The organism is Ruegeria sp. BA12 (assembly GCF_056539625.1).
On record NZ_JBQFVF010000001.1, the window covers coordinates 1,056,543 to 1,081,854 of the forward strand.

At 57.2% G+C, this 25,312-nt stretch carries 21 protein-coding genes; 14 read left to right on the top strand and 7 right to left on the bottom strand.

Annotated features, from left to right (window positions below; translation table 11 throughout):
* Positions 1 to 86: 86 nt before the first annotated feature.
* Both ACR0B0_RS05225 and ACR0B0_RS05230 read right to left on the bottom strand, forming a co-directional pair.
* Entirely contained in the window at positions 87 to 1,988 is a 1,902-nt protein-coding gene (locus ACR0B0_RS05225) for a multiheme c-type cytochrome (RefSeq protein ID WP_480646694.1), read from the bottom strand.
* On the bottom strand, positions 1,985 to 2,851 hold the full coding sequence (locus tag ACR0B0_RS05230) for a YihY/virulence factor BrkB family protein (protein WP_170348778.1): 867 nt from the start codon (positions 2,849 to 2,851) through the stop codon (positions 1,985 to 1,987). The genes ACR0B0_RS05225 and ACR0B0_RS05230 overlap by 4 nt, the downstream gene beginning before the upstream one ends.
* A gap of 156 nt (positions 2,852 to 3,007) precedes the next feature.
* Here ACR0B0_RS05230 and ACR0B0_RS05235 point away from each other — a divergent pair, with 156 nt between their 5' ends.
* The 8 genes from ACR0B0_RS05235 to ACR0B0_RS05270 all read left to right on the top strand — a co-directional run bounded on the left by ACR0B0_RS05235 (position 3,008) and on the right by ACR0B0_RS05270 (position 11,450).
* On the top strand, positions 3,008 to 4,093 hold the full coding sequence (locus ACR0B0_RS05235) for an AI-2E family transporter (RefSeq protein ID WP_170514300.1): 1,086 nt from the start codon (positions 3,008 to 3,010) through the stop codon (positions 4,091 to 4,093).
* 3 nt (positions 4,094 to 4,096) lie between these two features.
* Positions 4,097 to 5,206, top strand: coding sequence for an acetoin utilization protein AcuC (locus tag ACR0B0_RS05240; RefSeq protein WP_480646696.1), 1,110 nt, complete (start codon positions 4,097 to 4,099; stop codon positions 5,204 to 5,206).
* A 119-nt stretch (positions 5,207 to 5,325) separates the two neighbouring features.
* Positions 5,326 to 6,303 (top strand): AAA family ATPase, encoded by a 978-nt coding sequence (locus ACR0B0_RS05245; RefSeq protein ID WP_480646699.1) that lies wholly within the window; start codon positions 5,326 to 5,328, stop codon positions 6,301 to 6,303.
* An 18-nt stretch (positions 6,304 to 6,321) separates the two neighbouring features.
* Positions 6,322 to 7,269, top strand: a complete 948-nt coding sequence (locus ACR0B0_RS05250; RefSeq protein ID WP_480646700.1) for a DUF58 domain-containing protein — start codon at positions 6,322 to 6,324, stop codon at positions 7,267 to 7,269.
* On the top strand, positions 7,266 to 7,742 hold the full coding sequence (locus ACR0B0_RS05255; RefSeq protein WP_480646702.1) for a DUF4381 domain-containing protein: 477 nt from the start codon (positions 7,266 to 7,268) through the stop codon (positions 7,740 to 7,742). The genes ACR0B0_RS05250 and ACR0B0_RS05255 overlap by 4 nt, the downstream gene beginning before the upstream one ends.
* On the top strand, positions 7,739 to 8,722 hold the full coding sequence (locus tag ACR0B0_RS05260) for a vWA domain-containing protein (protein ID WP_480646705.1): 984 nt from the start codon (positions 7,739 to 7,741) through the stop codon (positions 8,720 to 8,722). The genes ACR0B0_RS05255 and ACR0B0_RS05260 overlap by 4 nt, the downstream gene beginning before the upstream one ends.
* Positions 8,719 to 10,224, top strand: a complete 1,506-nt coding sequence (locus ACR0B0_RS05265) for a VWA domain-containing protein (RefSeq protein ID WP_480646707.1) — start codon at positions 8,719 to 8,721, stop codon at positions 10,222 to 10,224. The genes ACR0B0_RS05260 and ACR0B0_RS05265 overlap by 4 nt, the downstream gene beginning before the upstream one ends.
* Complete coding sequence (locus ACR0B0_RS05270; RefSeq protein ID WP_480646709.1) at positions 10,221 to 11,450, top strand: hypothetical protein; 1,230 nt, start codon at positions 10,221 to 10,223, stop codon at positions 11,448 to 11,450. Before ACR0B0_RS05265 ends, ACR0B0_RS05270 begins: the two co-directional genes overlap by 4 nt.
* Before the next feature lie 3 nt (positions 11,451 to 11,453).
* Here ACR0B0_RS05270 and ACR0B0_RS05275 read toward each other — a convergent pair whose 3' ends face one another.
* The gene (locus ACR0B0_RS05275) at positions 11,454 to 12,113 is read right to left on the bottom strand and encodes a Crp/Fnr family transcriptional regulator (protein WP_254440173.1); all 660 of its coding nucleotides are present in this window, start codon (positions 12,111 to 12,113) and stop codon (positions 11,454 to 11,456) included.
* 219 nt (positions 12,114 to 12,332) lie between these two features.
* Between ACR0B0_RS05275 and ACR0B0_RS05280 the strand changes: the two genes are divergently transcribed.
* From ACR0B0_RS05280 to cls, 3 genes are all read left to right on the top strand, one after another.
* A complete protein-coding gene (locus ACR0B0_RS05280; RefSeq protein WP_480646711.1) occupies positions 12,333 to 13,943 on the top strand; it encodes an arylsulfatase in 1,611 nt (536 codons plus the stop codon).
* A 69-nt stretch (positions 13,944 to 14,012) separates the two neighbouring features.
* Positions 14,013 to 14,987, top strand: coding sequence for an HAD family hydrolase (locus ACR0B0_RS05285; RefSeq protein ID WP_170375439.1), 975 nt, complete (start codon positions 14,013 to 14,015; stop codon positions 14,985 to 14,987).
* Between the two features lie 23 nt (positions 14,988 to 15,010).
* Positions 15,011 to 16,423, top strand: a complete 1,413-nt coding sequence (gene cls / locus ACR0B0_RS05290) for a cardiolipin synthase (RefSeq protein WP_480646713.1) — start codon at positions 15,011 to 15,013, stop codon at positions 16,421 to 16,423.
* Here the strand turns inward: cls and ACR0B0_RS05295 are convergent.
* A complete protein-coding gene (locus ACR0B0_RS05295; protein ID WP_170348790.1) occupies positions 16,420 to 16,854 on the bottom strand; it encodes an ion channel in 435 nt (144 codons plus the stop codon). The two genes, cls and ACR0B0_RS05295, sit on opposite strands and share 4 nt — an antisense overlap.
* Positions 16,855 to 17,005: 151 nt before the next feature.
* Here ACR0B0_RS05295 and ACR0B0_RS05300 point away from each other — a divergent pair, with 151 nt between their 5' ends.
* Genes ACR0B0_RS05300 through ACR0B0_RS05310 form a run of 3 tightly spaced genes read left to right on the top strand, consistent with a single transcriptional unit; the run spans position 17,006 to position 21,094 of the window.
* On the top strand, positions 17,006 to 17,653 hold the full coding sequence (locus ACR0B0_RS05300; protein ID WP_480646715.1) for an ABC transporter ATP-binding protein: 648 nt from the start codon (positions 17,006 to 17,008) through the stop codon (positions 17,651 to 17,653).
* Positions 17,650 to 20,064, top strand: a complete 2,415-nt coding sequence (locus ACR0B0_RS05305) for an FtsX-like permease family protein (RefSeq protein ID WP_480646717.1) — start codon at positions 17,650 to 17,652, stop codon at positions 20,062 to 20,064. The genes ACR0B0_RS05300 and ACR0B0_RS05305 overlap by 4 nt, the downstream gene beginning before the upstream one ends.
* Entirely contained in the window at positions 20,054 to 21,094 is a 1,041-nt protein-coding gene (locus tag ACR0B0_RS05310) for a lipocalin-like domain-containing protein (protein WP_170348793.1), read from the top strand. Before ACR0B0_RS05305 ends, ACR0B0_RS05310 begins: the two co-directional genes overlap by 11 nt.
* Here the strand turns inward: ACR0B0_RS05310 and ACR0B0_RS05315 are convergent.
* From ACR0B0_RS05315 to ACR0B0_RS05325, 3 genes are all read right to left on the bottom strand, one after another.
* The gene (locus ACR0B0_RS05315) at positions 21,091 to 21,522 is read right to left on the bottom strand and encodes a universal stress protein (RefSeq protein WP_170348794.1); all 432 of its coding nucleotides are present in this window, start codon (positions 21,520 to 21,522) and stop codon (positions 21,091 to 21,093) included. The two genes, ACR0B0_RS05310 and ACR0B0_RS05315, sit on opposite strands and share 4 nt — an antisense overlap.
* Positions 21,519 to 24,128: a TRAP transporter permease gene (locus ACR0B0_RS05320; RefSeq protein WP_480646719.1), complete on the bottom strand. Its 2,610-nt coding sequence runs from the start codon at positions 24,126 to 24,128 to the stop codon at positions 21,519 to 21,521. Before ACR0B0_RS05320 ends, ACR0B0_RS05315 begins: the two co-directional genes overlap by 4 nt.
* Before the next feature lie 103 nt (positions 24,129 to 24,231).
* Positions 24,232 to 25,200: a TAXI family TRAP transporter solute-binding subunit gene (locus ACR0B0_RS05325; protein ID WP_170348796.1), complete on the bottom strand. Its 969-nt coding sequence runs from the start codon at positions 25,198 to 25,200 to the stop codon at positions 24,232 to 24,234.
* Between the last annotated feature and the right edge of the window lie 112 nt (positions 25,201 to 25,312).

A 25,312-nucleotide genomic window follows, 5' to 3' on the forward strand; every position in this document is an offset into this window, starting at 1 on the left:
GGGTCTGGCGGTGTTTCTAGCTTGACCCATGGTTAACCCAATAATTAGTCGGGAACGTGGCAAAATCCGGGCCACGCCATGCCGGTTTACGGGGTCAGCTGAGCCTTGAGCTGCAGCAATCCCGGATCTTTAGGCAGTATGTCTAGCCCCTCTTGCAGTACGGTGCGCGCGGCCTGTGGCCCACGATTAATCTGCGCCAACTGCACCAACATTGGCCAGGCCTCGGCGCGCTGTGGGTCAAGGGTGACAACTTCGCGAAAGGCTAGCTCAGCCGCAGGTGCGTTGCGGAACGTCAACGCCATTCCACCCAAAACAAGATGGGTTTCAGGGAAATCCAGCCGGTTCCCGATTGCACCCTGCCATTCGGCCATGCTCTGCGCCACTTGTGTTTGCTGATCTGGCGTCAGCGCCTGAGCCGGAATGTTCAGGAACTCTTTGGCTGCCGAAATACGCACGTTGCGCATCGGGTCAGAAAGCAACGGTTCCAACCGCCCCACCCGGTCCGGCAGCGCTGCCTCACGTTGCAACGGTGCTGCGTTGGCGCGCACTAAGGGGTTAGTGTCCGACAACAATGGTGCCGTTTTTGCCGCAACCTCGGGCGACGCGAAGGGCTGCAGCAGATACGCCGCCGTGGCGCGCACGATGCCAGCCATGTTCGGGTCAGTCGCTATTTCCAGCAAAGCCTCTGGCCCGTCAGCCTGCCCGGTCAGAGCAACCTGAAACGTCGTCCCGAAATGCTCACGACGTTGGGTGGAGTCAGGAAACCACCCTTGGATTTTTCCCGCGGCCCAGGCTTGATCTTCGGATTGGTGGCAATCGGTACAGGCGTCCTGCCCCAACCCCAGATCAGGGCGCGGGATGCGAAAGCTGTGATCGCGTCGCCAATCGACACCCATATATACCCGCTCGATCATATGACAGGATACGCACTGGGCGCCTGCGCTGTCGTCCGGGTGATGATGATGCGCCGGTGTATCGTAATCTTTGGCCGTCAGGGTCGGGAAAACTGGATTTCCCGCCGGGGAATGGCACTGGGTACACACGCCATTGCCTTCGGCTTTCAGTTCGGCACTGTGCGGGTCATGGCAATTCATGCACCCGACGCCCTGTGCATACATCTTGGACTGCAGGAATGAACCGTAGACATAGACTTCGTCCAAAATCTGGCCGTCAGGGTGATAGAGGCCTGGGCGTAGCACCGACAGGTTATAAGCGTCATGATAGGGCGTTCCCGGCACCGGGTTTCCATCGCCGTGTGCTTCACGCCGGGAATGGCAACCGGCGCATTGCTGGATTTCCACCTCAGTCTGGCCTTTTCCCCAATCCATGGTGAACCCAAACGCGCTCAGATCAGCGCTGATGTTTTTTCCTTGCGTCCAGTCGATATGGGCCGAGGATGGGCCATGGCAGGCCTCGCACCCGACCCCAATCTCAGCCTGAACTGAGCTGTAATTGCGGGTCTGCCCATCGTAATTCTTTTCAAACCCTGTCGCGTGGCATTCGGCGCACCGGGCATTCCAATTTTTATATGGTCCGGTCCAGTGCAACCCATCATCCGGCGGAAGATCCTGATCGGGGTAGAGGTGATACCAGCGTTGTTCGTCCGTATCCCAAACCACATCGAAACTCTGCAAACGACCGGATTCGGTTTCGAACAAGTATTGCTGCAACGGTTCAATACCGACCACCGAATGCAGATCGTAGAGGGTTGTAGTGCCATCCTTTTCGGTCACGCGGGCCTGCAACGTATCGCCTGTCTGACTGAACTCTGTCGACATGCCATCATGATCAACCCGCGTATCATCAAAATCAGCCGCGACGTGCCCATCTTCTAATTTTGTCCAGGCCAAAGCGTGATGGGATGCAGACCAGGCCTCGGCCTCAGCCTTGTGGCACGCGATACATTGGTCCGAGCCGACATACTCGGGCGATTGAGCAAATGCGAATAACGGTGCCAGCAGCCCGAAAAGAAAAATTGCTGTTCTCACGCCGCCTGCCCGCCCAGTTCATCCTGCATATCCATCAACGCCCCGTTGTATTCGGCGCCCAGGATCAGCATCGCGGCACACAGATACAGAAAGATCAGCGCGGCCATCGCCCCGGCCAGACCTGCGTAGGTAGCGCTGTATGAGGCGAACTGCGCGATATAAACCGAAAACCCCCAACCACCCGCAGCCCAAAGGGCAAGCGTCAGCACAACGCCCGGCAGAATCTGGCGCAGCTTGTGCCGTCCCGTTGGCAAGACCAGATGTGCCAGGACAACAACACCTGCGGGAACGGCTACCGTGAAAGTCCAGCGCAGACGATCCACCGACAACCAATCGGACACGTTCACATCCGTCTTCTCGGACACCAACTGCGTATAGACTGGCAGAACCACTTCGACCGCCGCTATGATCATGATTGTAAGACCACCAACAATCACCAGCCCCAGACACAACAGCCGCGTTTTCCAAAACGGCCAGCTGTCGTGGTCGTGATAGGCTTGATTCATGGCCTTGCGCACGGCCAATACCCCGTTTGAGGCAAAAAACACCGCCAGCAAACCGCCCAAAGTGATTACCCCTGAACCGGATTCCGTCAGGACCGAGCGCAGTTCAGCCACAATCGGCCCGGCCACATCTTTTGGCCAGGCACCAAAAATCAGCTCGATCAATTCGTCGGTGACGTAATCCTGTGACAGTGAACCTGCCAAAGCCACGGTAAACAGGGCAAACGGAAAAAGCGCCAACATTAGAGACATGGCGACATGGCTGCTCATGACGAAGCCGTTCTTGGCGTCAAAGCGGACAATAGCCACCCAAAGTGCCCGAACCGGTCGGCTCAAATAAGGAATCACACGCGCGTTCATTCCCAAAGCCTAACCTGCCTGTGGCACCCAAAGAACCGGCAATCCCGCGAACTACCCAAATAATCTCAGACAAAGGTTTGGACGCATTGCATAATCCGGCTCTGCTGTGCAGGATCGCTATACGCGCCAAGGACAGTTCCCGAGACAGGCCAAGCTATGACACTGGACAATGACGAAACCACAACACCGACAAAGCTGAAGCTTTCCGTTGTGCGCGACGTGTCGATTGTGGCAACGCTGCTGGTGCTGGGGCTATACGCTGGTTCCGCGTTTCTGATCCCGCTGACAATGGCCTTGCTGGTCAATGTCCTGATCATCGCACTGAGCGACCGGATCATCGCCCTGACCCGAATGCCGGTGTGGTTGGCCAATTTGGCCGGTGTCACCGTCGTTTTGGCCGGGTTGTTCGTGATCATGTATATTTTGGGCAGTCAGGCCACCCAATTCGCCCGCACGATCGGCACTTACGAAAACCAGTTCGACGAGACGGTCAACCGCGTCACCGGTTGGGTTGGCAATGACGTGACCACATTTATCCGCGACAACCTGATCAACATCGACATGTCTTATATCGCGCGCGTTCTGTTGGGCAGCGCTACATCCCTGCTGAACCAGTTTTTCCTGATCAGCCTTTATGTCGCCTTCCTGATGGCCGAACGATTGGCCTTTCGCAAAAAGATTCAACTGGCCGCGGGCGATCCCAAAACGGGTATCGAATTCGCTGCCATTCTGGATGCGATCTCGTTCAGCCTGCAACGCTATGTCGGGGTGAAAACACTGATCAGCCTGATCACAGCAAGCATCAGCTACTCAGTCTTCAAGATACTTGGACTGGAATTCGCCGAGACCTGGGCCGTCCTGACCTTCGCGCTGAACTTCATCCCGTCCATCGGCTCGATCATCGCGGTGATCTTCCCATCCCTGATCGCGTTAGTGCAGTTTGAAAGCATCGGACCATTCCTGATGATCATCTTGGGCTGCGGCACGCTTCAATTCCTGATCGGCAACTTTCTGGACCCCGCGCTGCTGGGACGTTCGCTGAACATGTCCACCTTTCTGGTCATTCTGGCGCTGATGTTCTGGACCACGATCTGGGGTTTGATCGGGGCGTTCCTCAGCGTGCCGCTCACCGTTTGTATCCTGATCGTCTTTAGCCATATTCCGGCCCTGCGTCCGATTGCGATCCTGATGTCTCTGGACGGAAGGCTGGGGGAAGACATCCGCCATGGTGTCGCTAGCTAGACGATGCCTGCGCCCCTGTTCATCGGATCCGAGACCTATCGCAGCTCGACCTATGGTTCAAAACACCCGCTGGCCATTCCGCGCGTGTCTACCGTCATGGATCTGTGCCGGGCGCTAGGGTGGTTGACGAGTTCGAACTATCGCGTCAGCCCGTGCGCAAAACCTGCTGCACTTCACGCATTTCATACACCTGATTATATCGAAGCGTTGCAACAGGCTGAGCGTGATCAGGCCGTATCGGATGAAACGCGGGCGAAATACGCGCTGGGCACATTGTCGAACCCAGTATTCACCGAAATGTACAGACGTCCCGCAACCGCCGCTGGTGGGTCAATGTTGGGGGCAGAGCTGGTCCGTGATGGAGGCATCGTCTATAGCCCGGCCGGCGGCACACATCACGGCCTGCCGGACCGCGCCAACGGGTTTTGTTATCTGAACGACCCGGTTTTGGCGATCCTGACCTTGCTGAAGAACGGCCTCGACCGGATCGTCTATGTTGATATCGATGCGCATCATTGCGACGGGGTCGAGGCCGCCTTTCGCGGTTCAACTAAGGTTCGCATGATCTCGGTTCACGAAGCGCGGCGTTGGCCGTTCAGCGGAACTTTGACCGACAACGCAGGTGGGGCGGCGTTCAACCTTCCAGTTGGGCGAAACCTCAATGATGACGAATTCGATGCCATTCTTGATCAACTTATCCTACCCGCGACCGCATCATTTCGACCACAGGCCATCGTAATGCAATGCGGCGCGGATGCCGTGGCCGAGGACCCGCTGTCGCGTCTGACTTTAACGAACAACGCCCACTGGCGGGCTGTTGCCAACTTGCGCGAAATGGCGCCCCGACTGTTGGTCCTGGGTGGTGGCGGATATAACCCCTGGTCCGTCGCACGGCTGTGGAGCGGCGTTTGGGCGACTCTGAACAAGATCGACATACCCGAGACACTAAATGCCAAAGCGCGATCGGTGCTGGGTGACCTGACCTGGAGCCGCGCGGCTGGAAAACGCCCTCCGCGACACTGGTTCGAAAGCTTGTGCGACACGCCGAACCACGGCGATATTCGCCCCGAATTGCAGAACGACCTGCAACAATTAGCGGCCCGGATTTCATAGTGGATTGGTGGCGATAACGCTGCTAACCTTCGATCATTATTAAATATTCCTGACCATTCCGCTTCGGCGCAGACCTGATATGTCTTTTTCTGACATCTGGCCACGATTGGACCAAATAAATGAATGCACTTAATCAGATAAATGATCTCAAAGCTCGCATGGGCAAGTCAATTATCGGGCAAGTCGAGGTAATTGACCGGCTGCTAATTGGATTGCTGGCGAACGGAAACCTATTGATCGAAGGTCTGCCGGGTCTGGCAAAAACTCGTGCGGTCAAAGCCATGGCGCGCAATCTTGATGCAGAATTCAGCCGGATACAATTCACACCAGATCTGCTGCCATCCGACGTAACCGGCACCGAAGTATTCCAACAAACCAGTGACGGCGGCACGTTCCGGTTCGATCCTGGCCCGATCTTTGCCAACATCGTGCTGGCCGATGAAATCAACCGCGCGCCTGCCAAAGTCCAAGCCGCGCTGTTGGAGGCGATGGAGGAACGGCAAGTCACCGTTTCAGGCACCACACACAAAATGGAGCCTTTGTTCATCGTGATGGCTACGCAAAACCCGATTGAGCAAGAGGGCACTTATCCCCTGCCCGAAGCGCAGATGGATCGGTTCCTGATGCACGTTCAGATCACCTACCCCCCGGTCGAAGACGAGGTAGAGGTTATACGGCTGGTGCGCGGTGAAGAGGTCGCCGCCGGGACCGGCGTATTCAGAAAGACCCGAACCCCGATCCCGCAAGACGCCGTTTTTCAGGCACGGCTCGAGATAGGGAAAATTCATGTGTCCGACGCAATGGATCGATACATGGCTGATTTGGTGCAGGCGACCCGCACACCCGAGAAGTTCAGCGATGAACTGGCCAGTTGGATTGAAATTGGTGCCAGTCCGCGCGCCTCGCTTGCGCTGGACAAGTGCGGACGCGCGCATGCCTGGATGAATGAACGCGATTATGTGGACCCCGCGGATATTCGCGCCGTTGCCCACGACGTGTTCCGCCACCGCATCACGCTTAGCTTTGAAGCGCAAGGAAGCGCCAAAACACCGGATGACGTGATAACGGAAATCCTGCGCCTAGTGGCGCTGCCCTGATTGATCGGAGAGAAGTTCGTGGCCCAGACCGCCACATATCCTAATGACCCACGCATTCATGTGGATGCCCAACACCTGTTGCGGCTTGGCGCGAAGTCGCGCGCGCTCAGCCTTTTGCCGAGACAACCAGCGCGTTCAATCCTGAATGGCCGTCATGCGTCGCGGCTGCGAGGGCGCGGTCTGAATTTCGAAGAATTGCGCGGCTATCTCCCCGGCGATGACATAAGGACTATCGACTGGAAAGTGACGGCGCGCACCGGAAAACCTCATGTTAGGGTCTATACCGAAGAACGGGATCGCCCTGCCCTGCTGCTGGTTGATCAACGCGTTTCGATGTTTTTCGGTACCGAAGTGTATATGAAATCAGTCATCGCCGCCGAGGCCGCCGCGATTGCGGCCCATCGCGTCCTGTCGCAAGGTGACCGTGTCGGCGGCATCGTCTTCGGCGACACTGATCTGGCCGAACACCGCCCGCAACGCCGCGCTGCTGCCTTAACGCGGTTCTTATCGTCGGTCGCTGCGTTGAATGGCGATTTGAACGCGTCCTTGCGTCCCAAACCGACCATCGCGCTGAATGACGTGCTGAGACAGGCAGTCGGTATTGCACATACCAACGCGTTGATCTGTGTGTTTTCGGATTTCGATGGTCTGGACAGGGCATCAGAACGCCTGCTGAGCCGCTTAGCGCAATCCAACGACCTTATTCTGTTCAATATTTCCGACCCTAGTGCGCATCAACTGACCGCAGGCTTGAAGATGACAGTTTCGGATGGGACGAAACAAATCGAGCTCGACAGTTCCGACCCGGACCTGTCCAGCCGTATCAAGGCTGCAATGGATAATAGGTTGGCGCAATTGCAACTCTGGTCACGGCGCTATGGCTTCCCGATTGTCCCGCTGACAACGTCCGAGCCAGCCCTTGATCAATTGCTGAAATTGTTCGGCCATCCCGGAGGACGGGCATGAGCGTCGAGGTGGACGGCAAATCCCTGGTCGAGCTGCTCGACATGCTGGTGCCCGCGCCCGTGCCTGAACCAATTCCAATGACACCGCAGACCTGGGGTTGGCTGGCTCTTGCAGTCGTTGTAATGGCAGTCATTGTTGTGGGATTTCATTTGTTTCGCGGACATCAGCGATCCAACGCATACCGACGCGCCGCACTTGCCGATCTACAAGCCGCGAACGATGACCCCGCAAAAGTCGCAGAGATTTTACGCCGTACGGCACTTGTTGCATATCCACGCGCGAAGGTTGCCAGTTTGCATGGGCAAGAGTGGCTAAACTTTCTGCAGCAAACTGCTGAAAAAATGCCGGTTTCCTCCCCGGCGTCTCGCCTACTACTCGAAGGGCCCTACAGATTAAGCCCATCAAGCCCGGAACTGTCACATATGGCACGGGTCTGGATACAAAGCCACAAACCTGAAGGAGGGCGCAGATGATTTCATTCGCCGCGCCCTGGGTTTTTCTGATGTTGCCCTTGCCGCTGTTGGTCTATTGGTTTGTTCCACCGCATCGCGAACAGACCAGCGCAATTCGCATCCCGTTTTTTCGCCATGTCGCCGAGGCTGCAGGGGCTGATCCGCAATCGGGGTCTATGATCTCACAGCGGTCAATGCTGCAAGCATTCGTGGCCACTTTGATCTGGCTGCTGCTTGTTACAGCCCTTGCTCGTCCTGAAAAACTGGCTGATCCTATTGTAGTCGAAAAATCTGCGCGGGACGTTGTGTTGGCTCTCGACATCTCAGGGTCGATGGATCAGCGCGACTTCCAATCCACAGATGGAACGCCCAAGCAGCGCCTTGCTGCTGTCAAAGACGTGTTGCGCGCATTTATTGCCGAGCGTCAGGGTGACCGGATGGCGCTTATTATCTTTGGTACCCGCGCCTTCGTACAGGCACCATTTACCGAAGACCTTAATAGTTTGAATGGGTTCCTGGATCAAACTCAAGTCGGCATGGCGGGTCCGAATACGGCTTTGGGTGATGCGATCGGGCTTGGAATACGTATCTTTGACTCAAGCGAGGTAGATCAGCGTTTGATGATTGTACTCAGCGACGGCGCGGATACGTCCAGCCGCATGACGCCCGCCAACGCTGCAGCCATCGCTGCGGATAATGGTGTGGTCATTTATACCATCGGCGTTGGTGATCCTGACGCCACTGGCGAAGACCGTGTGGATCTGGAAGCGCTGCAAGCCATCGCGGATCGTACTGGTGGCGAGTATTTCTTTGCCAACGATCAGGCCGCGCTGAGCGACACATACCAGCGAATTGATGAACAAAACCCCAGAATTGTCGAAACCCAAAGCTACCGCCCACGCGAAAGCCTGACGCATTACCCGTTGCTGATGGCGCTGATCGTTTTTCTTTGCAGTTCGACCGGCTTTCATTTCGCACAACGTCACAGGAGAGCGACATGATCGACGCTGTGACTGAATTTCATTTTATCAGAGTAATTTACCTTCTATTCCTAATCCCAATCGCAGTGCTGTGGTGGGCGATCCGCCCGAAACACAAGGGGCTATCTGACCTGCCTGCTGGTATAGCTCCTCATTTGGCTAAAGCACTTTTGTTAGGTGCCGAAGCAAACCGCCGGATCTATCCGATCGACGTTGCCATGACAGTCGCCGTTCTACTCACGCTGGCCGCTGCTGGTCCGACCTGGACGCGGGCGGCCAACCCTCTGATCGCGGATACGGCCCCCTTGGTGATCGCCTTGAAAGTTACCGACAGCATGGAAGAGACCGATCTGACCCCGTCGCGCCTGCAACGGGCGAAATTTAAGATCACCGATATCATCGACGCACGGTCTGGCGCACAGACCGCTTTGATTGCCTATGCAGGCTCATCTCACCGAGTTGCACCGCTGACCGAGGATGCGAACATCTTGCGTCCATTGCTGGAGGGCCTGACCCCTGCCGTGATGCCAAAGTCCGGAGATGCCGCAGGAGACGCTTTAGTACTGGCGCAAAGCATCTTGGATGAAAGTCAGACACCAGGCGCAGTGCTGTTTGTTCTGGATGATCTAGACCCCTCGCAGATTCCAGAATTCGAAACCGCGTCATCGCAGATGTTTTTTCTGACTATGCTGCCTGACAGCCAGGAAATCGTTCAGCTCAACACCCTGAAAAACGCCGAAGTGGTCCCGTTTTCAACTGATGACCGGGATGTCACGCGACTGCTGAGGCAAATACAGACAGCTTATGTCGATGCTCTGGATGACGAGGACCGGCTTGATTGGCAAGACCGAGGGTGGATTCTGGCCTGGCCAGCTGCGCTGTTGTCCCTTCTTTGGTTCAGGCGGGGTTGGGTTATCCGGTGGGCCATGCTGGGGCTATTCCTTGTTCAACCGTCTGGCCCGGCCAATGCCGACGGATGGCGCGATTGGTTCCTGACGCCCGACCAACAGGGCCAGATCGCCATGAACCAAAAGCGCTTTGCTGATGCGGCAGAGTTGTTCGAAGACCCATATCACGAAGGTTACGCTCGTCTAAAAGCAGGCCAATACCCCGAGGCCGCGGCGATCTTTGCGGAACTTAAAACGCCTGAAGCAGCCTTCGCCGAGGGAATGGCACGCATCCGAAACCGGGAATACAGACCAGCTATTTCGGCCTTTGAAACTGCGTTAGAGCGTCGCCCTAACTGGCCGGATGCGCAACATAATCTTGAAGTTGCCACGGCCATTTTGGACTATGTTGAAACCACTCGCGAACAATCTGATACCGGTGAAGAGGCAGGTATCGGCGCGGATGACACCGTATTCGACAACGACGCAGGTCGGGGCGAAAACACAACCATTCAAGCCCAAACCGACGGCAGCCAGCCCCTTTCCGCGGATCAATGGATCAGCGCCATCGACACAGACATGCAGGACTTTCTGCGCAATCGGTTCTTGTTGGAAAATCAGGAGCGAACGCAATGAAGCGCCTTCTCCTCCTGCTGCTTTTGTTACCCAGCGCAGTGCTTTCGCAAGGAACAACTGCAATCCAACCTCAAGTGACGGTGGAGACGCCGACCGAAAACGTGATCGTGGGGCAACCGGGGATCGTGCGCATCAAGGTACTGGTTCCTACGTTCATGCCGTCTCCTCCCGTCTTCCCGTCATTGGAACAGGAAAACCTGTTGGTCCGGCTTCCTGAACGCGCATCAGGTCCCGTCAGTGAGCCCGTGAACGGTGAAACATGGTCCGGGGTTCAGCGCAGCTATCGCATTTACCCTCTGCTTGCCGGGCAAATCAGCCTTGGCGTCACCGACATGAAGGTGACGTTTGCCGACCCTGAAACGAATGCTCCAATACAAGTCTCGGTCCCGCTTTCACCGATCGCAATCAATGCTGTTGTCCCAGACGGTGCAGCCAATCTGAACCCTCTGATCATCGCGACGGGTTTTGAATTGGAGCAAGAGGTTGAGGGCGTGACTGAGATGCAGGCCGGAGATGCGATTACACGGCGGTTAACAGCGCGTATAACCGGCACCAGCCCGATCCTTATTCCGAAACTTATTCCTAAATATCAAGAACCTCTGCTGCGCCCTTACCCCAAGGAACCACGCTTAACTGAAACCGAGGATCGAAGTATTCTGTCCGGCCAACGGGTCGACGAGGTAGTGTACCTTGCCCAAGATGGCGGCCAAGCGCAGCTGCCGCCCGTGTCCATCCAGTGGTTCAATCTGTCAACTGACGCGGTCGAGACAGTTGAAGTACCGGGTGTGGATCTGACGCTCACCGCGCCCAGGTCGAACCCTCTGTCGACGGACAGGATGGTTGAATATGCGCTTTGGTTGGGATTGGCGGCAATTGTTTTTTGGGCGTCTTTGCGTTGGGGCACACCGCGCTTTCGCACTTGGAAAGACGCGCGGCACCAAGCATATCGCGCATCGCCTGCATTTGCTCTGGCGGAATTGCAACGCGCGCTAAAGGCCCATGATATTTCCGCAGCTTATTCAGCGCTGGAAACCTGGAAAACCCGCAGCAGTGATCCACAAGGGTATCGGGAACTTGAGGCACAGTTGGCAAGGATTGGCTGTGCACGGTATGCATCTGATACCAATCAGAAAACACCGGATTGGTCCGCTGCAATTTCGGCCATGAAGGAACTTGCAGAAACACCACAATCGCAGGCTCAACCGCTTCCACCGCTGAACCCTTAACGCTTAGGTCTGGCAGTTCGCGATCAGCGCCTGTCTGTTCTTCAACCGCACCCGTCCATAGCCGAGTTCAATCATGTCCAAATCAGCAAGGCGGTGTAGGCTGCGATGCAAAGTAGGTTGTGACACAGCGATCATCTCGGCCAATTCTTCCTGTGACACGACGATCCATCCATCACATTTCGAGGTGCCTTCATCCAGATGCAGCAGCCTGAGAACTAACCTCTTTTCGCTGCCCGTGACCGCCAGGTTTGCCATGATCCGAAGGGCGGTCTGCATATTCTCGTGGGTCAGCGCGTAAAAGTCCCGAACGTAATCAGGCTTGGACTGAACCAACTTGGTCACGCGGCCGTTTGGGAAGTACAACGCGTGCGTCTCTTGCGTCGTTACGACACTAACCAGACGCGGTTCATCCGCAAACAACGCCAGATCCCCGACCCAAAACCCCGCGCCTTCGCGATGCAGAACGAATTCCTGCCCGTCATCCGCCGGAGCGGTGATCTGCACCCCACCGCTGAGGACAGCAAAGACCCCGTTGGACGGATCGCCATGGTGATACAGCGTTTCCCAGGCTTCATAGGTTTTCGGGACCCCGCACTCCAACAAATCACGCTGAAATGCGGCGGAACGTTTGCTGAACCAGCCTCCGCCCTGCAAGAGTTTCATATTATTCGCTTTGTCAAACATTAGAATTTTTCAATATCATCATATGATGAGTTTTCAATCTCATTGATCGCCTAACCTGAGCACGCTCGATTCCCCTACGGGTGATGTAACGCCGTTCAGAAATCGACCATTTCTTGGCAGCTTATTGGCTGAAACAGCCAGCCTCCAACTAATTTTCACCTCCGGGTTTTTTCGACCCTTTCAAATCAGGAGTACATCATGTCACCACCACGTTCGATTGCATACAGTTGGCGCAGAGGCTTGCGCCGGGTTGCTGTGGCTACATTCGCCGTTGCGTTGGCAATTCCCGCCTGGGCGCAGGAACAGAAACCCAACATCCTGGTCATCTGGGGGGACGATATTGGACAATCCAATATTTCGGCCTATACGATGGGGTTAATGGGCTATCAGACGCCCAATATCGATCGCGTCGCCAAGGAAGGGATGATCTTCACCGACTATTATGGCGAGCAATCCTGCACCGCGGGCCGGTCATCCTATATCATGGGGCAATCCGTGTTCCGGACCGGGTTGTCCAAGGTTGGATTGCCGGGTGCCGATCTGGGTATGCAGGTCGAAGATCCAACCATCGCGGGCTTGTTGAAGGACCACGGCTATGCCACTGGTCAATTTGGTAAAAACCACCTGGGCGACAAGGATGAGCATCTTCCGACAAATCACGGATTTGATGAATTTTTCGGAAACCTGTATCACCTGAATGCCGAGGAAGAACCGGAAAATGAAGACTATCCCGGCGACGCGGTTCTGGCCGATGGGCGCACCTTCCGCGAAGCGTATGGCCCGCGCGGTGTAATCAAATCCAAGGCGGACGGCACCATAGAAGACACCGGCCCCCTGACCCGCAAGCGCATGGAGACGGTAGACGAAGAGACCGTTGCCGCTGCAATTGACTTCATCAAGCGAGCCCATGAGCAAGGCCAGCCCTTCTATGTCTGGTGGAACGGCACTCGGATGCATTTCCGCACCCACGTCAAGGATGAGATACGCGCGCAAGCGAACGATATCATTGGTGGCGTTGCAGACGAATACACAGCGGGCATGATTGAACATGACATGCATGTGGGTCAGTTGCTGGACCTGCTGGATGAGCTTGGAATCGCAGACAACACGATCGTCCACTATTCCACCGACAACGGACCGCACATGAACACATGGCCGGATGCTGCCATGACACCGTTCTGGGGCGAAAAGAACACCAACTGGGAAGGCGGATGGCGCGTTCCATCGATGGTGCGCTGGCCCGGCCAGATCGAAGCTGGTTCGGTCACCAATGAGATCGTGCATCACATGGACTGGCTGCCGACCTATCTGGCCGTCGCTGGTGATCCAGAGATCAAGGAAAAGCTGAAGGCTGGCTATAGCTCCTCCGGCATGGGCCGAGATTACAAGGTGCATCTGGACGGCTACAACATCCTGCCTTTGCTGACTGGTGAGGCCACGGAAAGCCCCCGACGTGAAATTTTCTATTTCTCGGATGACGGTGACCTGACCGCGCTGCGTTTTGACGATTGGAAGCTGATCTTCCTAGAGCAGAAGGCATGGGCCACCCTGCGCGCCTGGATCGAGCCCTGGACCGAACTGCGTATTCCTCTGATCGTGAACCTGCGTCGTGATCCGTATGAGCGCGCGTATCGGACCTCCAACACCTACTATGACTGGCTGTTGGACCGGGCTTATTTCCTGGTGCCAGCACAGCAATATGTCGGGTCTTTCTTGGAAACCTTCCAAGAGTTCCCGCCACGCCAGAAAGCGGCAAGCTTTAATCTGGATCAGGTGATGGAGAAACTGGTCACGCCGACCAACAACTAAGCCCCTCGCAAGCTTAGGGTCGCCGGTTCAACGGCGGCCCTTTTCACGTTGAAGAAAAAGGAATTTCTCATGAAGACCGCCCTTCTCGCTGCTGCCGTTTTCATGGCCCCGTCGATTGCCCTGGCCGACCCGCTGCCCAGTTGGGGAACCTCTGCGTCGAAGGATCAGATTGTTGCTTTTGTTGACGCCGTCACCGATCCGGACAATCCCGATTACGTGACACCAGCAGACCGGATCGCCGTGTTCGATAATGACGGGACGCTTTGGGCGGAACAGCCGGTGTATTTCCAACTGACCTTCGCCATGGACCGCCTTGCCGAAATGGCCGCGGCTGATCCTTCGATCCTGACCAGCCCAACGCTGGAAGCTGCGGCCAAGGGGGATATGGAGGCCATCGCGGAAGGCGGCCATGAGGCCTTGATCGAAGTCCTGAATGCCTCGCATTCCGGGGTCAGCGTCGAAGAGTTTCAGGCCTCGGTCACCAAATGGCTGGACACCGCGCGTCACCCCGATACCGGGCTGCCCTATGACCAGATGACTTATCAGCCAATGGTGGAACTGCTACGCTATCTCAGGGATGAAGGGTTCCGCACTTACATCGTTTCGGGCGGCGGACTGCATTTCATGCGCGTGTTTGCCGAGGACGCCTATGGCGTGCCGCCAGAGCAGGTACTGGGCACCTATACTGCCACCACTTATGAAACGGCCGAAGGCAAACCCACGATCATCAAGGCACCCGGCATTGCTTTTATAGACGACAAGGAAGGCAAGCCGATCAATATCGAACGCACCCTTGGCAGGCGCCCCATTCTGGCCGGTGGAAATTCGGACGGGGACTTTGCCATGCTCGAGTGGACAACCGCCGGGCACGGACCGCGTTTGGGCGTCCTGATCCATCACACCGACGCTGAAAGAGAATGGGCCTATGACCGTGAAAGCCCGATCGGAAAACTGGTCGACGGGTTGGACAAAGGCCCCGATATGGGCTGGGTCATCGTGGATATGGCGCAAGACTGGAATCGCATCTACACTGGGTCGGAATAAGGCACTCAGAGAACGATAACCTCATGTGGACATTACTTGTTTCCGCTGCCGTCCTCGTCCTGTACGTGACGGCTGTGGTTTTTGCCATACGGGCGGCGCAGACCGCCCGAACACCGCAGGGCGCGGTTGGCTGGGTGGTGTTTCTGATCTCAGCCCCGATGCTCGGCGTACCCATGTATTTGTTTTTGGGCCACCACCGATTTCGCGGGTATCGCATTGCGCGAAAACACAGCGAACGCGTCGTCGAAGGCATCAAAAGCTTTGCAGATTTTTCAATGCCCGAGCCCGGCTCGATGCCGTTCAACGCACGGCCATTCGAGGTTCTGGCGCATCTGCCAGTATCGCGTGGAAACGGTGCCAATTTGCTGATCGACGGCAAGGCCACGTTCGATGCCATTTTCGAGGCAATCGAAGCCGCGCAAAGTTATATCCTGATCCAGTTCTACATTGTCCGCGATGACGACCTGGGCAAACAGTTGCAGTCCAAACTGATTGCCGCAGCCGAGCGTGGTGTCTCGGTCCGCTTTATGACCGATTCCGTGGGCAGTTATGGTCTGCCGACCGCCTACCTTGACACCTTGCGCGCCGCTGGGATCGAGATTGCCAACCCGCGCGACCGGCGCGGACCGCAATATCGCTTTCAGCTAAACTATCGAAACCACCGCAAGACCGTAATCATTGATGGTGAAACGGGCTTTATTGGCGGTCACAATGTAGGGGTCGAGTATCTGGGCCAGAGCAAACATTTCGGCCATTGGCGCGACACTCATCTGAAAATGACCGGCCATATCGTCCGTCAATTACAGTTGATCTTTGTCGAGGATTGGCACTGGGCCCACGAAGAAGATCTGATTGATCAGCTCAACTGGGCCGGATCAGAATCCGAACAGGACATGAATGCCCTGCTTGTCGCCACCGGTCCGGGGGACGACACGGAAACTGGTGCGATGATGTTTTTCTCGGCCATCACTGCAGCCAAGGAAAGGATATGGATCGCTTCACCCTATTTTGTGCCTGATATCGACGTCATGACGGCCCTGCAGCACGCTGCCCTTCGGGGTGTCGATGTGCGCATCCTTGTGCCTGAGGTGATTGACCACCGCCTGCCCTGGCTGGCTGCCTTCGCTTATTTCGACGAAATCCGCGACTGCGGTGCGCGGGTGTTTCGGTATACCGAAGGGTTCATGCATCAAAAGGCATTCGTGGTCGATGACACGCTGGCTGCTGTGGGAACGACCAATCTGGACAACCGATCATTCCGGTTGAATTTCGAAGCCATGGCACTGTTTTTCGACCAACGTGCGGCTGAGGCGGTGGACAAAATGCTGCGCGACGATTTTGAAAACAGTTATGAATTGACCCGCAAACTGCCCGAACAACCCGGCTATATCCGGTTCGGCTCGCCGCTTGCGCGGTTGTTCGCGCCCATCCTCTAGGACATCAGCTCTTCTTTGAAAACCTGGGTCATCAGCGCAACCATAAAGGCCGTCGACAGGCCAAACGCCAGCAAACCTGTGACCGAGGCAAACGCGCCGAATATGCGCAGTGGCTCACCCAACACAATGTCGCCGTACCCCAGGGTGGTGAAAGTCACCAACGAGAAATACAAGGCCGAATTCCAGTCAGGCAGAACATCCCCCAACACCCAGACGATCGCCCACAACCAGACTTGAAACGTGTGAATTGCAACGATGAATGCTAGCGCGATACAGATGGGACCGGCGATGGCAAGAAACCGTTTCGTGTTCTCAAGCCGGGGTACCGCGTGCCGGATGACCTGCGTACACCACGTCAAAAGGATGATTTCGATTAGGAAGCAAATCCCCAGATAGATACTGCCCCAAACAATCTGCTGCGCTAGTGTCATAAACTCGTATCCCGGCCCGGAGAAGTTCTGACACAATGGCGACTTAACCAAAAAAGAACAAGGCTGTGACAATCGCAAAAGATTGCGCCCGGACGCTGGACTCTGTGGGGTGGCGTTGCACATTGTGACAGGCACTGTCCAAGGGGTTTGCATGCTGCTGAATATCGACAAGGTCCAGAAATCCTATCCCGGCGGGCGGCCGGTGTTGCGGGATGTGTCGCTTACGCTGGATCAAGGTCAGACGCTGGCTCTGACCGGTGAAAGCGGCAGCGGCAAAAGCACGCTTTTGAACCTTGCTGCTGCTTTGGACAGCTTTGACGGCGGCGAGATTACGCTGGACGGCACCGCCCTTTCTTCGCTGGATGACCGTGGTCGGGCCGCATTGCGCCGTGAGAGCGTGTCGTTGGTGTTTCAGCAATTCAATCTGATTCCATCGCTGACGGTCGCTCAAAACCTCTCATTTCACGCCCGATTGGCGAACCGTGAAGACACCGACTGGACCGCGCAACTGGCTGAACGGCTTGGTTTGTCCGACTTGCTGACGCGCTATCCTGAAAACCTGTCAGGCGGTCAACAACAGCGCGTAGCCATCGGCCGCGCCATGGCCCCCCGGCCAAAGCTGTTGCTGGCGGACGAGCCAACCGGCAATCTGGACGAAACCGCCAGCGCGACCGTGCTGGATTTGATGCTTTCGCTAGTTGCCGAGACAGGTGCCGCCTTACTGTTAGTTACGCACTCGCCAGACATCGCGGCGCGTCTGGATCGGCGGGCGCATCTGACCGGTGGCCATATCGCATGACTGGGGCAATCATACAGGCATTGCTGTCGCATTGGCGACGTCACTGGCTGCAACTGGCAACGCTGTTGATTGGCATCGCGTTGGCGACCGGGTTGTGGTCGGCGGTGCAGGCCATCAATGCCGAGGCGCGCGCCAGCTATCAACAGGCCAATGATCAGCTTGCGCTGGGTCTGTTTGATGAGCTGCGCGATCCGTCCGGCCCGATTCCGGTTGAGCGTTATGTCGCGCTGCGCCGTGCAGGTTGGCAAGTGGCAGCTGTTTTGGAAGGCCCCCTGCGGATTTCGGGACGCACGGTACAGGTGATGGGCGTTGACATGGTCGCCTACCCGGCCCTGCCCGCCGTGACCCAGATTGAGCAAAGCGAAACGCCCCCCGACCCGGCCGACATGCTGACCGCACCGGGCCGCTTACTGGCTGCGCCTGATCTTGCACAGGTGCTGCGCGGGCAAAACGGTCTGCCGCCGATTCTAACCTCTGACACGGTTCCGCCTGATCTGATCCTGACCGATATCGGCGCTGCCGAGACACTTCTGGACAAACACGGGCAGATCTCACGCCTGATAGTGCTGCCCGATCAGCCGCTTGGCGTACCACCGCTATCCGAGATCGCGCCTGAACTTGAACGGATCGCAGCTTCGGCGCAGTTGGATGCGGCCAGTCTGACGGATAGTTTTCATCTGAACCTGACCGCATTTGGACTGCTGTCCTTTGCTGTCGGTCTTTTTATTGTTCATGGCACCGTCGGGCTGGCCTTTGCGCAACGGAGGGCGATGATCCGCACCCTACGGGCTCTGGGTGTCTCAATGCGGCGTTTGATCTGGGTGATCATGGCTGAATTGACCGCGTTGGCCCTGATCGGCGGCACCTTGGGCCTGATCCTTGGGTTCTTTCTCGCCGGAGCGCTGCTGCCCGACGTCGCGGCCACTTTGCGCGGGCTTTACGGCGCACCTGTCGACGGGCAAATGTCCTTGCAACCGCAATGGGCGCTGGCGGGGCTGGCGATGGCATTAGCGGGCACAATGTTTGCCAGTGGCCACGCCTTGTATCGATTGGCGCGTATGCCCTTGCTGACTGGTTCCGGAGTTCAAGCTTGGCGTGGTTCAGCCTTGGGACAACGCAGCGCGGGCCTGATCGGTCTGACCCTGATCGGGGGTGGCTTTGGCATAGGGTTTGCCTTTAACGGGTTGGTTGCCGGGTTTGTGATGGTCGGCGGCATTCTCACCGGAGCGGCACTGACTCTGCCCTATCTTCTGTCCCTCGCCCTATCGGTTTTTCATCGGCGCGCCCGAGGGCCGATCGCACAATGGGTCTGGGCCGATATGCAGGCGCAATTGCCGGGTCTGTCTTTGGCTTTGATGGCACTGCTGCTGGCTTTGGCCGCGAATATTGGTGTCGGAACCATGGTTTCCAGCTTTCGCCTCACCTTTGTTGGCTGGCTGGATCAACGCCTGACGTCCGAGGTTTACGTGACCGCCACTGACAATCAACAAGGTCAACAGATTGCCCAATGGCTAGGCCCGCAGGTGGACGCCGTGTTGCCAATCCGCAGCGTTGAACTGATCCACGAGACCGGGCCGTTGTTCTTATACGGAATTGTGGACCACCAGACTTACCGCGATCACTGGCCTCTGATCGCCTCTTCAGATGATGTCTGGGATCGCGTCCTGACGGGTGACGCCGTTTTAATCAATGAACAGCTCGCCCGCCGTGCGAGTTTGTGGCCTGGGGATACGCTGACCCTGAATGCAGGGCATGCGCTGACCGTGGCAGGTGTTTATTCGGACTACGGCAATCCAACCGGTCAGGCGATCGTATCAATGCCGCAGCTTGACCAAATCGCCCCAGGGGCCGACACGCGCAGGTTCGGCATCCGCCTTGCACCCGAGCGCGCCACCGAAATAACTCAGGCTCTACGAGACCAGTTTGACCTGCCTCGGCGGGCCGTCGTGCAACAGGCCGCCATGAAGGCGCAATCGCTGGCGATCTTTGACAAGACCTTTGTGGTGACTTCCGCACTGAACGTGCTGACACTGGGGGTGGCGGGATTTGCCATCCTGACCAGTTTGCTGACCTTGTGGACCCAGAGGCTGCCGCAGGTTGCCCCGGTTTGGGCGTTGGGGCTGACACGTGCGCAACTGGCACGGCTAGAGGTGTTGCGCAGTGTGCTGCTGGCGGCGTTGACGGCCGTCCTAGCCTTGCCACTTGGGTTGGTTCTGGCCTGGGCGCTGTTGGCGGTGATCAACGTACAGGCTTTTGGCTGGCGACTGCCGATGTTTCTGTTTCCTGCTGATTGGGTCTATCTGTTTGTGCTGACCCTGCTTGCCGCCTTTGCCGCCGCCGCCCTGCCCGCATTGCGCTTGATGCGTTTGCCACCCGCCGACCTGCTGAAGGTATTTGCCAATGAACGTTAAAGCTTGGCTGTTTGTCCTGATCCTATTGCTGCCCTCTGCCTTGCACGCGCAAGGCTATGCCGGGCTGGGCGGGTCAGCCGACGGGTTCGACATCCCCAAACCAGGTTACCAGTTCGAATTTCCGCGAGATCACGGCCCGCACCCGTCCTTTCGAATCGAGTGGTGGTATCTGACTGCCAACCTGACCGGAGAAGACGGGCGCGATTACGGCATTCAATGGACCTTGTTCCGATCCGCCCTGAAACCGACCGAGGCCGAAGGTTGGCAAAGCCCTCAGCTGTGGTTGGGCCACGCTGCTGTGACGACTGAGGAAGCGCATTATTTTGCCGAACGCCTGTCGCGTGGCGGCATCGGTCAGGCTGGGGTGACTGCCGAACCATTCGAGGCCTGGATCGACGAATGGCATATGCGCGGGCCTGATCCCCGCGCCTTGTCCTTGTCCGCGAGCGGTGCCGAATTTTCCTATGACCTAACCCTGACAGCCCAAGGTCCACTGGTGTTTCACGGAGAGGACGGATACTCGGTCAAGTCCGCCGATAGGCAGGCCAGCCATTACTATTCTCAACCCTTCTATGACGCCGAAGGTGTACTGCGCCTACCCGATGGAGATGTCGCTGTCACCGGTCAGGGCTGGTTGGATCGTGAGTGGTCCAGCCAGCCGCTTGCCGCAGATCAAAGCGGGTGGGATTGGTTCTCGCTCAGCTTTGATGACGGCAACAAGCTTATGGCCTTTCGCCTGCGCGGCGGGCGCGGAGATTTCACAGCGGCCACATGGATCACAGCAGACGGCACCGCGACGCCCCTTACCGACGGGTCCGTTTCGTTCGCACCGTTGGATACGGCGCGAGTCGCCGGTCGGGACGTACCTGTCCAGTGGCGCGTGACTTTGCCTGATCGTGATTTGGAGGTCGACGTGTCGGCGATCACCCCTGATGCCTGGATGGCAACGCGGTTCGAATACTGGGAAGGCCCCGTCACGGTGTCAGGCAGCCACTCTGGGCGCGGCTACCTTGAGATGACCGGGTACTAACGCACCACGTAAACCGAGACCGTCGAATGCCGCACGACCCGCGCCGCGTTCGGACCCAGAAGATAGTCCTTGAGGTCCGGTTTGTGTGCGCCGATCACGATCAGATCGCTGTTCGCGCTTTCAGCGGTCTTCAATATCTCCTGATAGGCTGTTCCGGTGGCGACGACGTGGCGGATTCTCTCGTTCCGCTCTGCACCCAAAGTTGCCGTACACATATCGGTCAGTTTGGTATGCGCCTCATCCAACGCCTTTTCGTGGAAATCCGGTTGGAAAAAGCCAGATACCCAGCTTTCCCCAAAATCCGGCAACACAGTCACCACGTCCAACTGCGCATTGTCCTGTTCAGCCAAAGCCGCCGCGGTCTTCAACACATGTACGTCCAGATCGCCATTGCTGATATCAACGGCACAAAGAACAGAGTTTGTCATGCGGGCACCTCTTGTCTGGCGGCGCGGCCGCGTTGAAGGAAAGCGATCAGCCCCAGCAGAATCATCGCTGGGATATAGATCAATTGCTTCGGCGGCTGACTGGATGGCAGGCTGACCGAGGTCAGACGTACCGCGTCATCCGCGTAATAGTCGAAGTTATCCAACTCATCCGCGACCGGGGTGCCAAACAGCGGCTCGTCCAGTTTGACCAGACCGTCCTCTTCGATCAGCATCAGGCCCATGGCGTCCACACGCGCGGCGCCACCCTCTTCGCTGCCAACCGGCACTACGACCGTAGTGTCCGTCATCTCCAGAGTGTCAAAATCAGGGCCGCTAACGACAAGGCGGACTTCTGTTCCAGGCGGCGTTTGCCCGATCGTTTCAATGAAGGCCGACGGTTCAACCGACGCATAGGGCGGTGAAAGCCGATCCATGAAGAAGTCGGGCCGGAACAGCGCAAAGGCAACGAAGATCAGCGCGACGCTTTCGTAAATACGGCTGTGCGTCACGAAATAACCCATCGTCCCCGCAGTAAATACAAGGATGGCTATGGTTGCGAATATCGCGACGGTTATCCCTTCAACCCAGGTGACGTCGATCAACAGCAGGTCCGTGTTGAAGATGAACACAAACGGAAGTGCCACGGTGCGCAGGCTGTAGAAGAACGCGGTGAAACCGGTTTTGATCGCATCGCCGCCTGACACGGCTGCCGCTGCAAAGCTTGCCAATCCGACCGGCGGCGTCACGTCCGCCATGATCCCAAAGTAGAAGACAAACAGGTGGACGGCGATCAGCGGCACGATCAGACCACTCTGCGCGCCTAGTTCGACAACCACGCCGGCCATCAGCGAGCTGACAACGATGTAGTTCGCCGTGGTCGGCAGGCCCATGCCCAGGATCAAGCTTAGGATACCAACCATCACCAGCATCAGGATCAGGTTGCCGCCCGACAGGAACTCGACCAGATCGGCCATCACCTGCCCAACACCGGTCAGCGTCACGGTGCCAACGATCACGCCCGCAGTGGCCGTCGCAAGCGCGATGCCGATCATGTTGCGCGCGCCGTCAATCAGGCCCTGCCAAAGGTCGGCGACACCATCGATAAAGCTGGCGTTCAGGTTACTCTGCCCACGGAACATCGCCTTGAGCGGCTTTTGGGTCAGCAGGATCACGAACAGCAACGCCGTGGCCCAGAACGCCGACAGACCAGGCGATTTCTGTTCGATCATCAGGAAATAAACCAGAACGATGATCGGCAGCAGATAGTGCAGCCCGGCCTTATAGATATCGGCGATAACCGGCAGCGTTACTTCTTTGGCATTCGGATCATCAGGTTCCAGATCCGGCACCTGAGCCGCCAGATACAGCAGCACTACATAGACCGCGCAGACAATCAGGCTCAGGACCAATCCGGCCGCCGAGGGCACCCAGCTGGTGACCGCATCGACCGGGTATTGCGAGCCATAGCAAAGCCCCGCAAACACAAGGAAGAACATCAACATTCCGACGACGGTGCGCGCCAGATGGACGTCGCGATCACCCAGTGTGGGCATGTTCCGCTTCACCGCTTCAAGATGAACGATATAGACGAGCGCGATGTAGGAAATCGCCGCTGGCAGGAACGCGTGGGTAATCACCTCGACATAGGAAATGCCCACATATTCCACCATCAGGAAGGCCGCAGCGCCCATCACAGGCGGCATGATCTGGCCGTTCACTGAGGAGGCAACCTCGACCGATCCGGCCTGTTCACTGCTGAACCCGACGCGCTTCATCAGCGGGATGGTGAAGGTACCGGTGGTCACAACGTTGGCGATGGACGAGCCCGAGATCAGGCCGGTCGCTGCCGAACCCACAACGGCGGCCTTGGCCGGACCACCGCGCAGGTGGCCGAGGGCACCGAACGCCATCTTGATGAAATAGTTCCCTGCCCCGGCCTTATCCAGCAACGCGCCGAACAACACGAACAGGAACACGAATTTGGTGGAAACACCCAGGGCGATGCCAAACACGCCCTCGGAGGTGATCCACATATGGCTCATGGCCTTTTTCAAGCTTGCGCCCTTCCAGCGGATAACCTCGGGCACCCATTCAGATGAGCCAAAGAACACATATGCCAGAAAGATCGTCGCGATAATGGCCATTGCAGGCCCAAGCGCACGGCGCGCGGCCTCGAACAACAGCAGCAGGCCGGCCAATGCGACCCACTTGTCAGTGTCATCCGCAAGACCGCCTGCATCGACGATCTTTTCGTAGAAGAAGTACCCGTATAGCGCAAGAAACGCGCCAGCGACCCCCATTATCCAGTCCTGAACCGGGATATAGTCACGCGGGCTGGACTTCAGCGCTGGATAGGCCGCAAAGGCCAGAAACATGGCAAAGGCCAGATGAAACTGACGTGCATTATTCACGACGCTGCCCGGCAACACATAGTTGGCGATAGGTGATGCTAAAAGCACCTGAAAAATCGACCATATCGCCGCCACAACGGCCAGAAAAATCCCGACATTGCCGACCGGATTACGCCCACCCGCATCGGACGAGGCTACCAGTTCCTGCAGCTCTTCTTCGGATAGCGGACGATTGGATTGTGTGTCGGAACTCATGCAAATGTCTCCCCGTCGTGGCCATTTTGGCCTTTTGAACCACCCGTTATTTTGCGGGCTTTAGGTTGCAGGGCGCCCGTGGGCACCCTGCGTCAGGTCTGGTTTACTGAATCCAGCCTTTTTCTTTGTAGTACTTCTCGGCACCCGGATGCAGCGGAGCCGACAGGCCGTCCGCGATCATCTCTTCGGGCTTGAGGTTTGCAAATGCCGGGTGCAGCTTTTTGAAGTCGTCGAAGTTTTCAAAGACCGAGCTGACAACTGCATATACCGCGTCTTCCGAAACGTCTGCCGAGGTCACGAAAGTCGCGCCAACACCAAAGGTTGCGGTGTCACCGTCGGAACCGCGATACATGCCACCGGGGATGGTTGCGGTGCGGTAGAACGAGTTGTCGCCAACCAGCTTGTCCACGGCGTCGCCGCTGACATTCACCAGCACGGAATCACACGCGGTGGTGGCTTCTTGGATCGAACCCGAGGGGTGGCCAACGGTGTAAACCATCGCGTCGATCTGGTTGTCGCACAGAGCAGCAGACTGTTCAGCTGCTTTCAGTTCGGTCGCCAGTTCGAAATCGTCGGTGGTCCAACCCATTTCGCCCAGCAGGACCTCCATGGTGCCGCGCTGACCGGAACCGGGGTTACCGATGTTGACGCGCTTGCCCTTCATGTCTTCAAAGTTCGTGATGCCGGAATCGGCACGGGCAACCACGGTGAACGGCTCGGGGTGTACCGAGAAGACGGCGCGCAGACCTTCGAAGGGACCAGCCTCTTCGAATTTCGAGGTGCCGTTAAAGGCGTGGTACTGCCAGTCGGACTGCGCCACACCAAACTCCAGCTCGCCTTCGCGGATGGTGTTGATGTTGTAAACCGAACCACCGGTCGATTCGACCGAGCAGCGCACGCCGTGCTCTTTGCGGCCTTTGTTGACCAGACGACAAATCGCGCCGCCTGTCGGATAATACACACCGGTCACACCACCGGTGCCGATTGTGATGAATTCCTCTGCATACGCGGCCGGAGCCATAAGGGCCGCGGTGACGACCGCGCCGAGGCTAAGCTTGCTGCTGTTTTTCATTTTCGTGAACTCCCAATTCTTTTGGTGGATGGGAGACTGTTAGCGGTCCCATCCGGGACCTGCCGGTACGCCAACTGTACCTGTCTTGCAACAGGCACAAGCGACTGAATTT

Excerpts from the sequence above, each read along its gene's own strand:
- cls (WP_480646713.1), top strand. The coding sequence starts at position 15,011 with ATGTGGACATTACTTGTTTCCGCTGCCGTCCTCGTCCTGTACGTGACG.
- ACR0B0_RS05230 (WP_170348778.1), bottom strand. The coding sequence starts at position 2,851 with ATGAACGCGCGTGTGATTCCTTATTTGAGCCGACCGGTTCGGGCACTT.
- ACR0B0_RS05295 (WP_170348790.1), bottom strand. The coding sequence starts at position 16,854 with ATGACACTAGCGCAGCAGATTGTTTGGGGCAGTATCTATCTGGGGATT.
- ACR0B0_RS05260 (WP_480646705.1), top strand. The coding sequence starts at position 7,739 with ATGATTTCATTCGCCGCGCCCTGGGTTTTTCTGATGTTGCCCTTGCCG.
- ACR0B0_RS05245 (WP_480646699.1), top strand. The coding sequence starts at position 5,326 with ATGAATGCACTTAATCAGATAAATGATCTCAAAGCTCGCATGGGCAAG.
- ACR0B0_RS05255 (WP_480646702.1), top strand. The coding sequence starts at position 7,266 with ATGAGCGTCGAGGTGGACGGCAAATCCCTGGTCGAGCTGCTCGACATG.
- ACR0B0_RS05270 (WP_480646709.1), top strand. The coding sequence starts at position 10,221 with ATGAAGCGCCTTCTCCTCCTGCTGCTTTTGTTACCCAGCGCAGTGCTT.
- ACR0B0_RS05280 (WP_480646711.1), top strand. The coding sequence starts at position 12,333 with ATGTCACCACCACGTTCGATTGCATACAGTTGGCGCAGAGGCTTGCGC.
- ACR0B0_RS05315 (WP_170348794.1), bottom strand. The coding sequence starts at position 21,522 with ATGACAAACTCTGTTCTTTGTGCCGTTGATATCAGCAATGGCGATCTG.
- ACR0B0_RS05235 (WP_170514300.1), top strand. The coding sequence starts at position 3,008 with ATGACACTGGACAATGACGAAACCACAACACCGACAAAGCTGAAGCTT.
- ACR0B0_RS05300 (WP_480646715.1), top strand. The coding sequence starts at position 17,006 with ATGCTGCTGAATATCGACAAGGTCCAGAAATCCTATCCCGGCGGGCGG.
- ACR0B0_RS05265 (WP_480646707.1), top strand. The coding sequence starts at position 8,719 with ATGATCGACGCTGTGACTGAATTTCATTTTATCAGAGTAATTTACCTT.
- ACR0B0_RS05325 (WP_170348796.1), bottom strand. The coding sequence starts at position 25,200 with ATGAAAAACAGCAGCAAGCTTAGCCTCGGCGCGGTCGTCACCGCGGCC.
- ACR0B0_RS05305 (WP_480646717.1), top strand. The coding sequence starts at position 17,650 with ATGACTGGGGCAATCATACAGGCATTGCTGTCGCATTGGCGACGTCAC.
- ACR0B0_RS05285 (WP_170375439.1), top strand. The coding sequence starts at position 14,013 with ATGAAGACCGCCCTTCTCGCTGCTGCCGTTTTCATGGCCCCGTCGATT.
- ACR0B0_RS05240 (WP_480646696.1), top strand. The coding sequence starts at position 4,097 with ATGCCTGCGCCCCTGTTCATCGGATCCGAGACCTATCGCAGCTCGACC.
- ACR0B0_RS05310 (WP_170348793.1), top strand. The coding sequence starts at position 20,054 with ATGAACGTTAAAGCTTGGCTGTTTGTCCTGATCCTATTGCTGCCCTCT.
- ACR0B0_RS05275 (WP_254440173.1), bottom strand. The coding sequence starts at position 12,113 with ATGAAACTCTTGCAGGGCGGAGGCTGGTTCAGCAAACGTTCCGCCGCA.
- ACR0B0_RS05320 (WP_480646719.1), bottom strand. The coding sequence starts at position 24,128 with ATGAGTTCCGACACACAATCCAATCGTCCGCTATCCGAAGAAGAGCTG.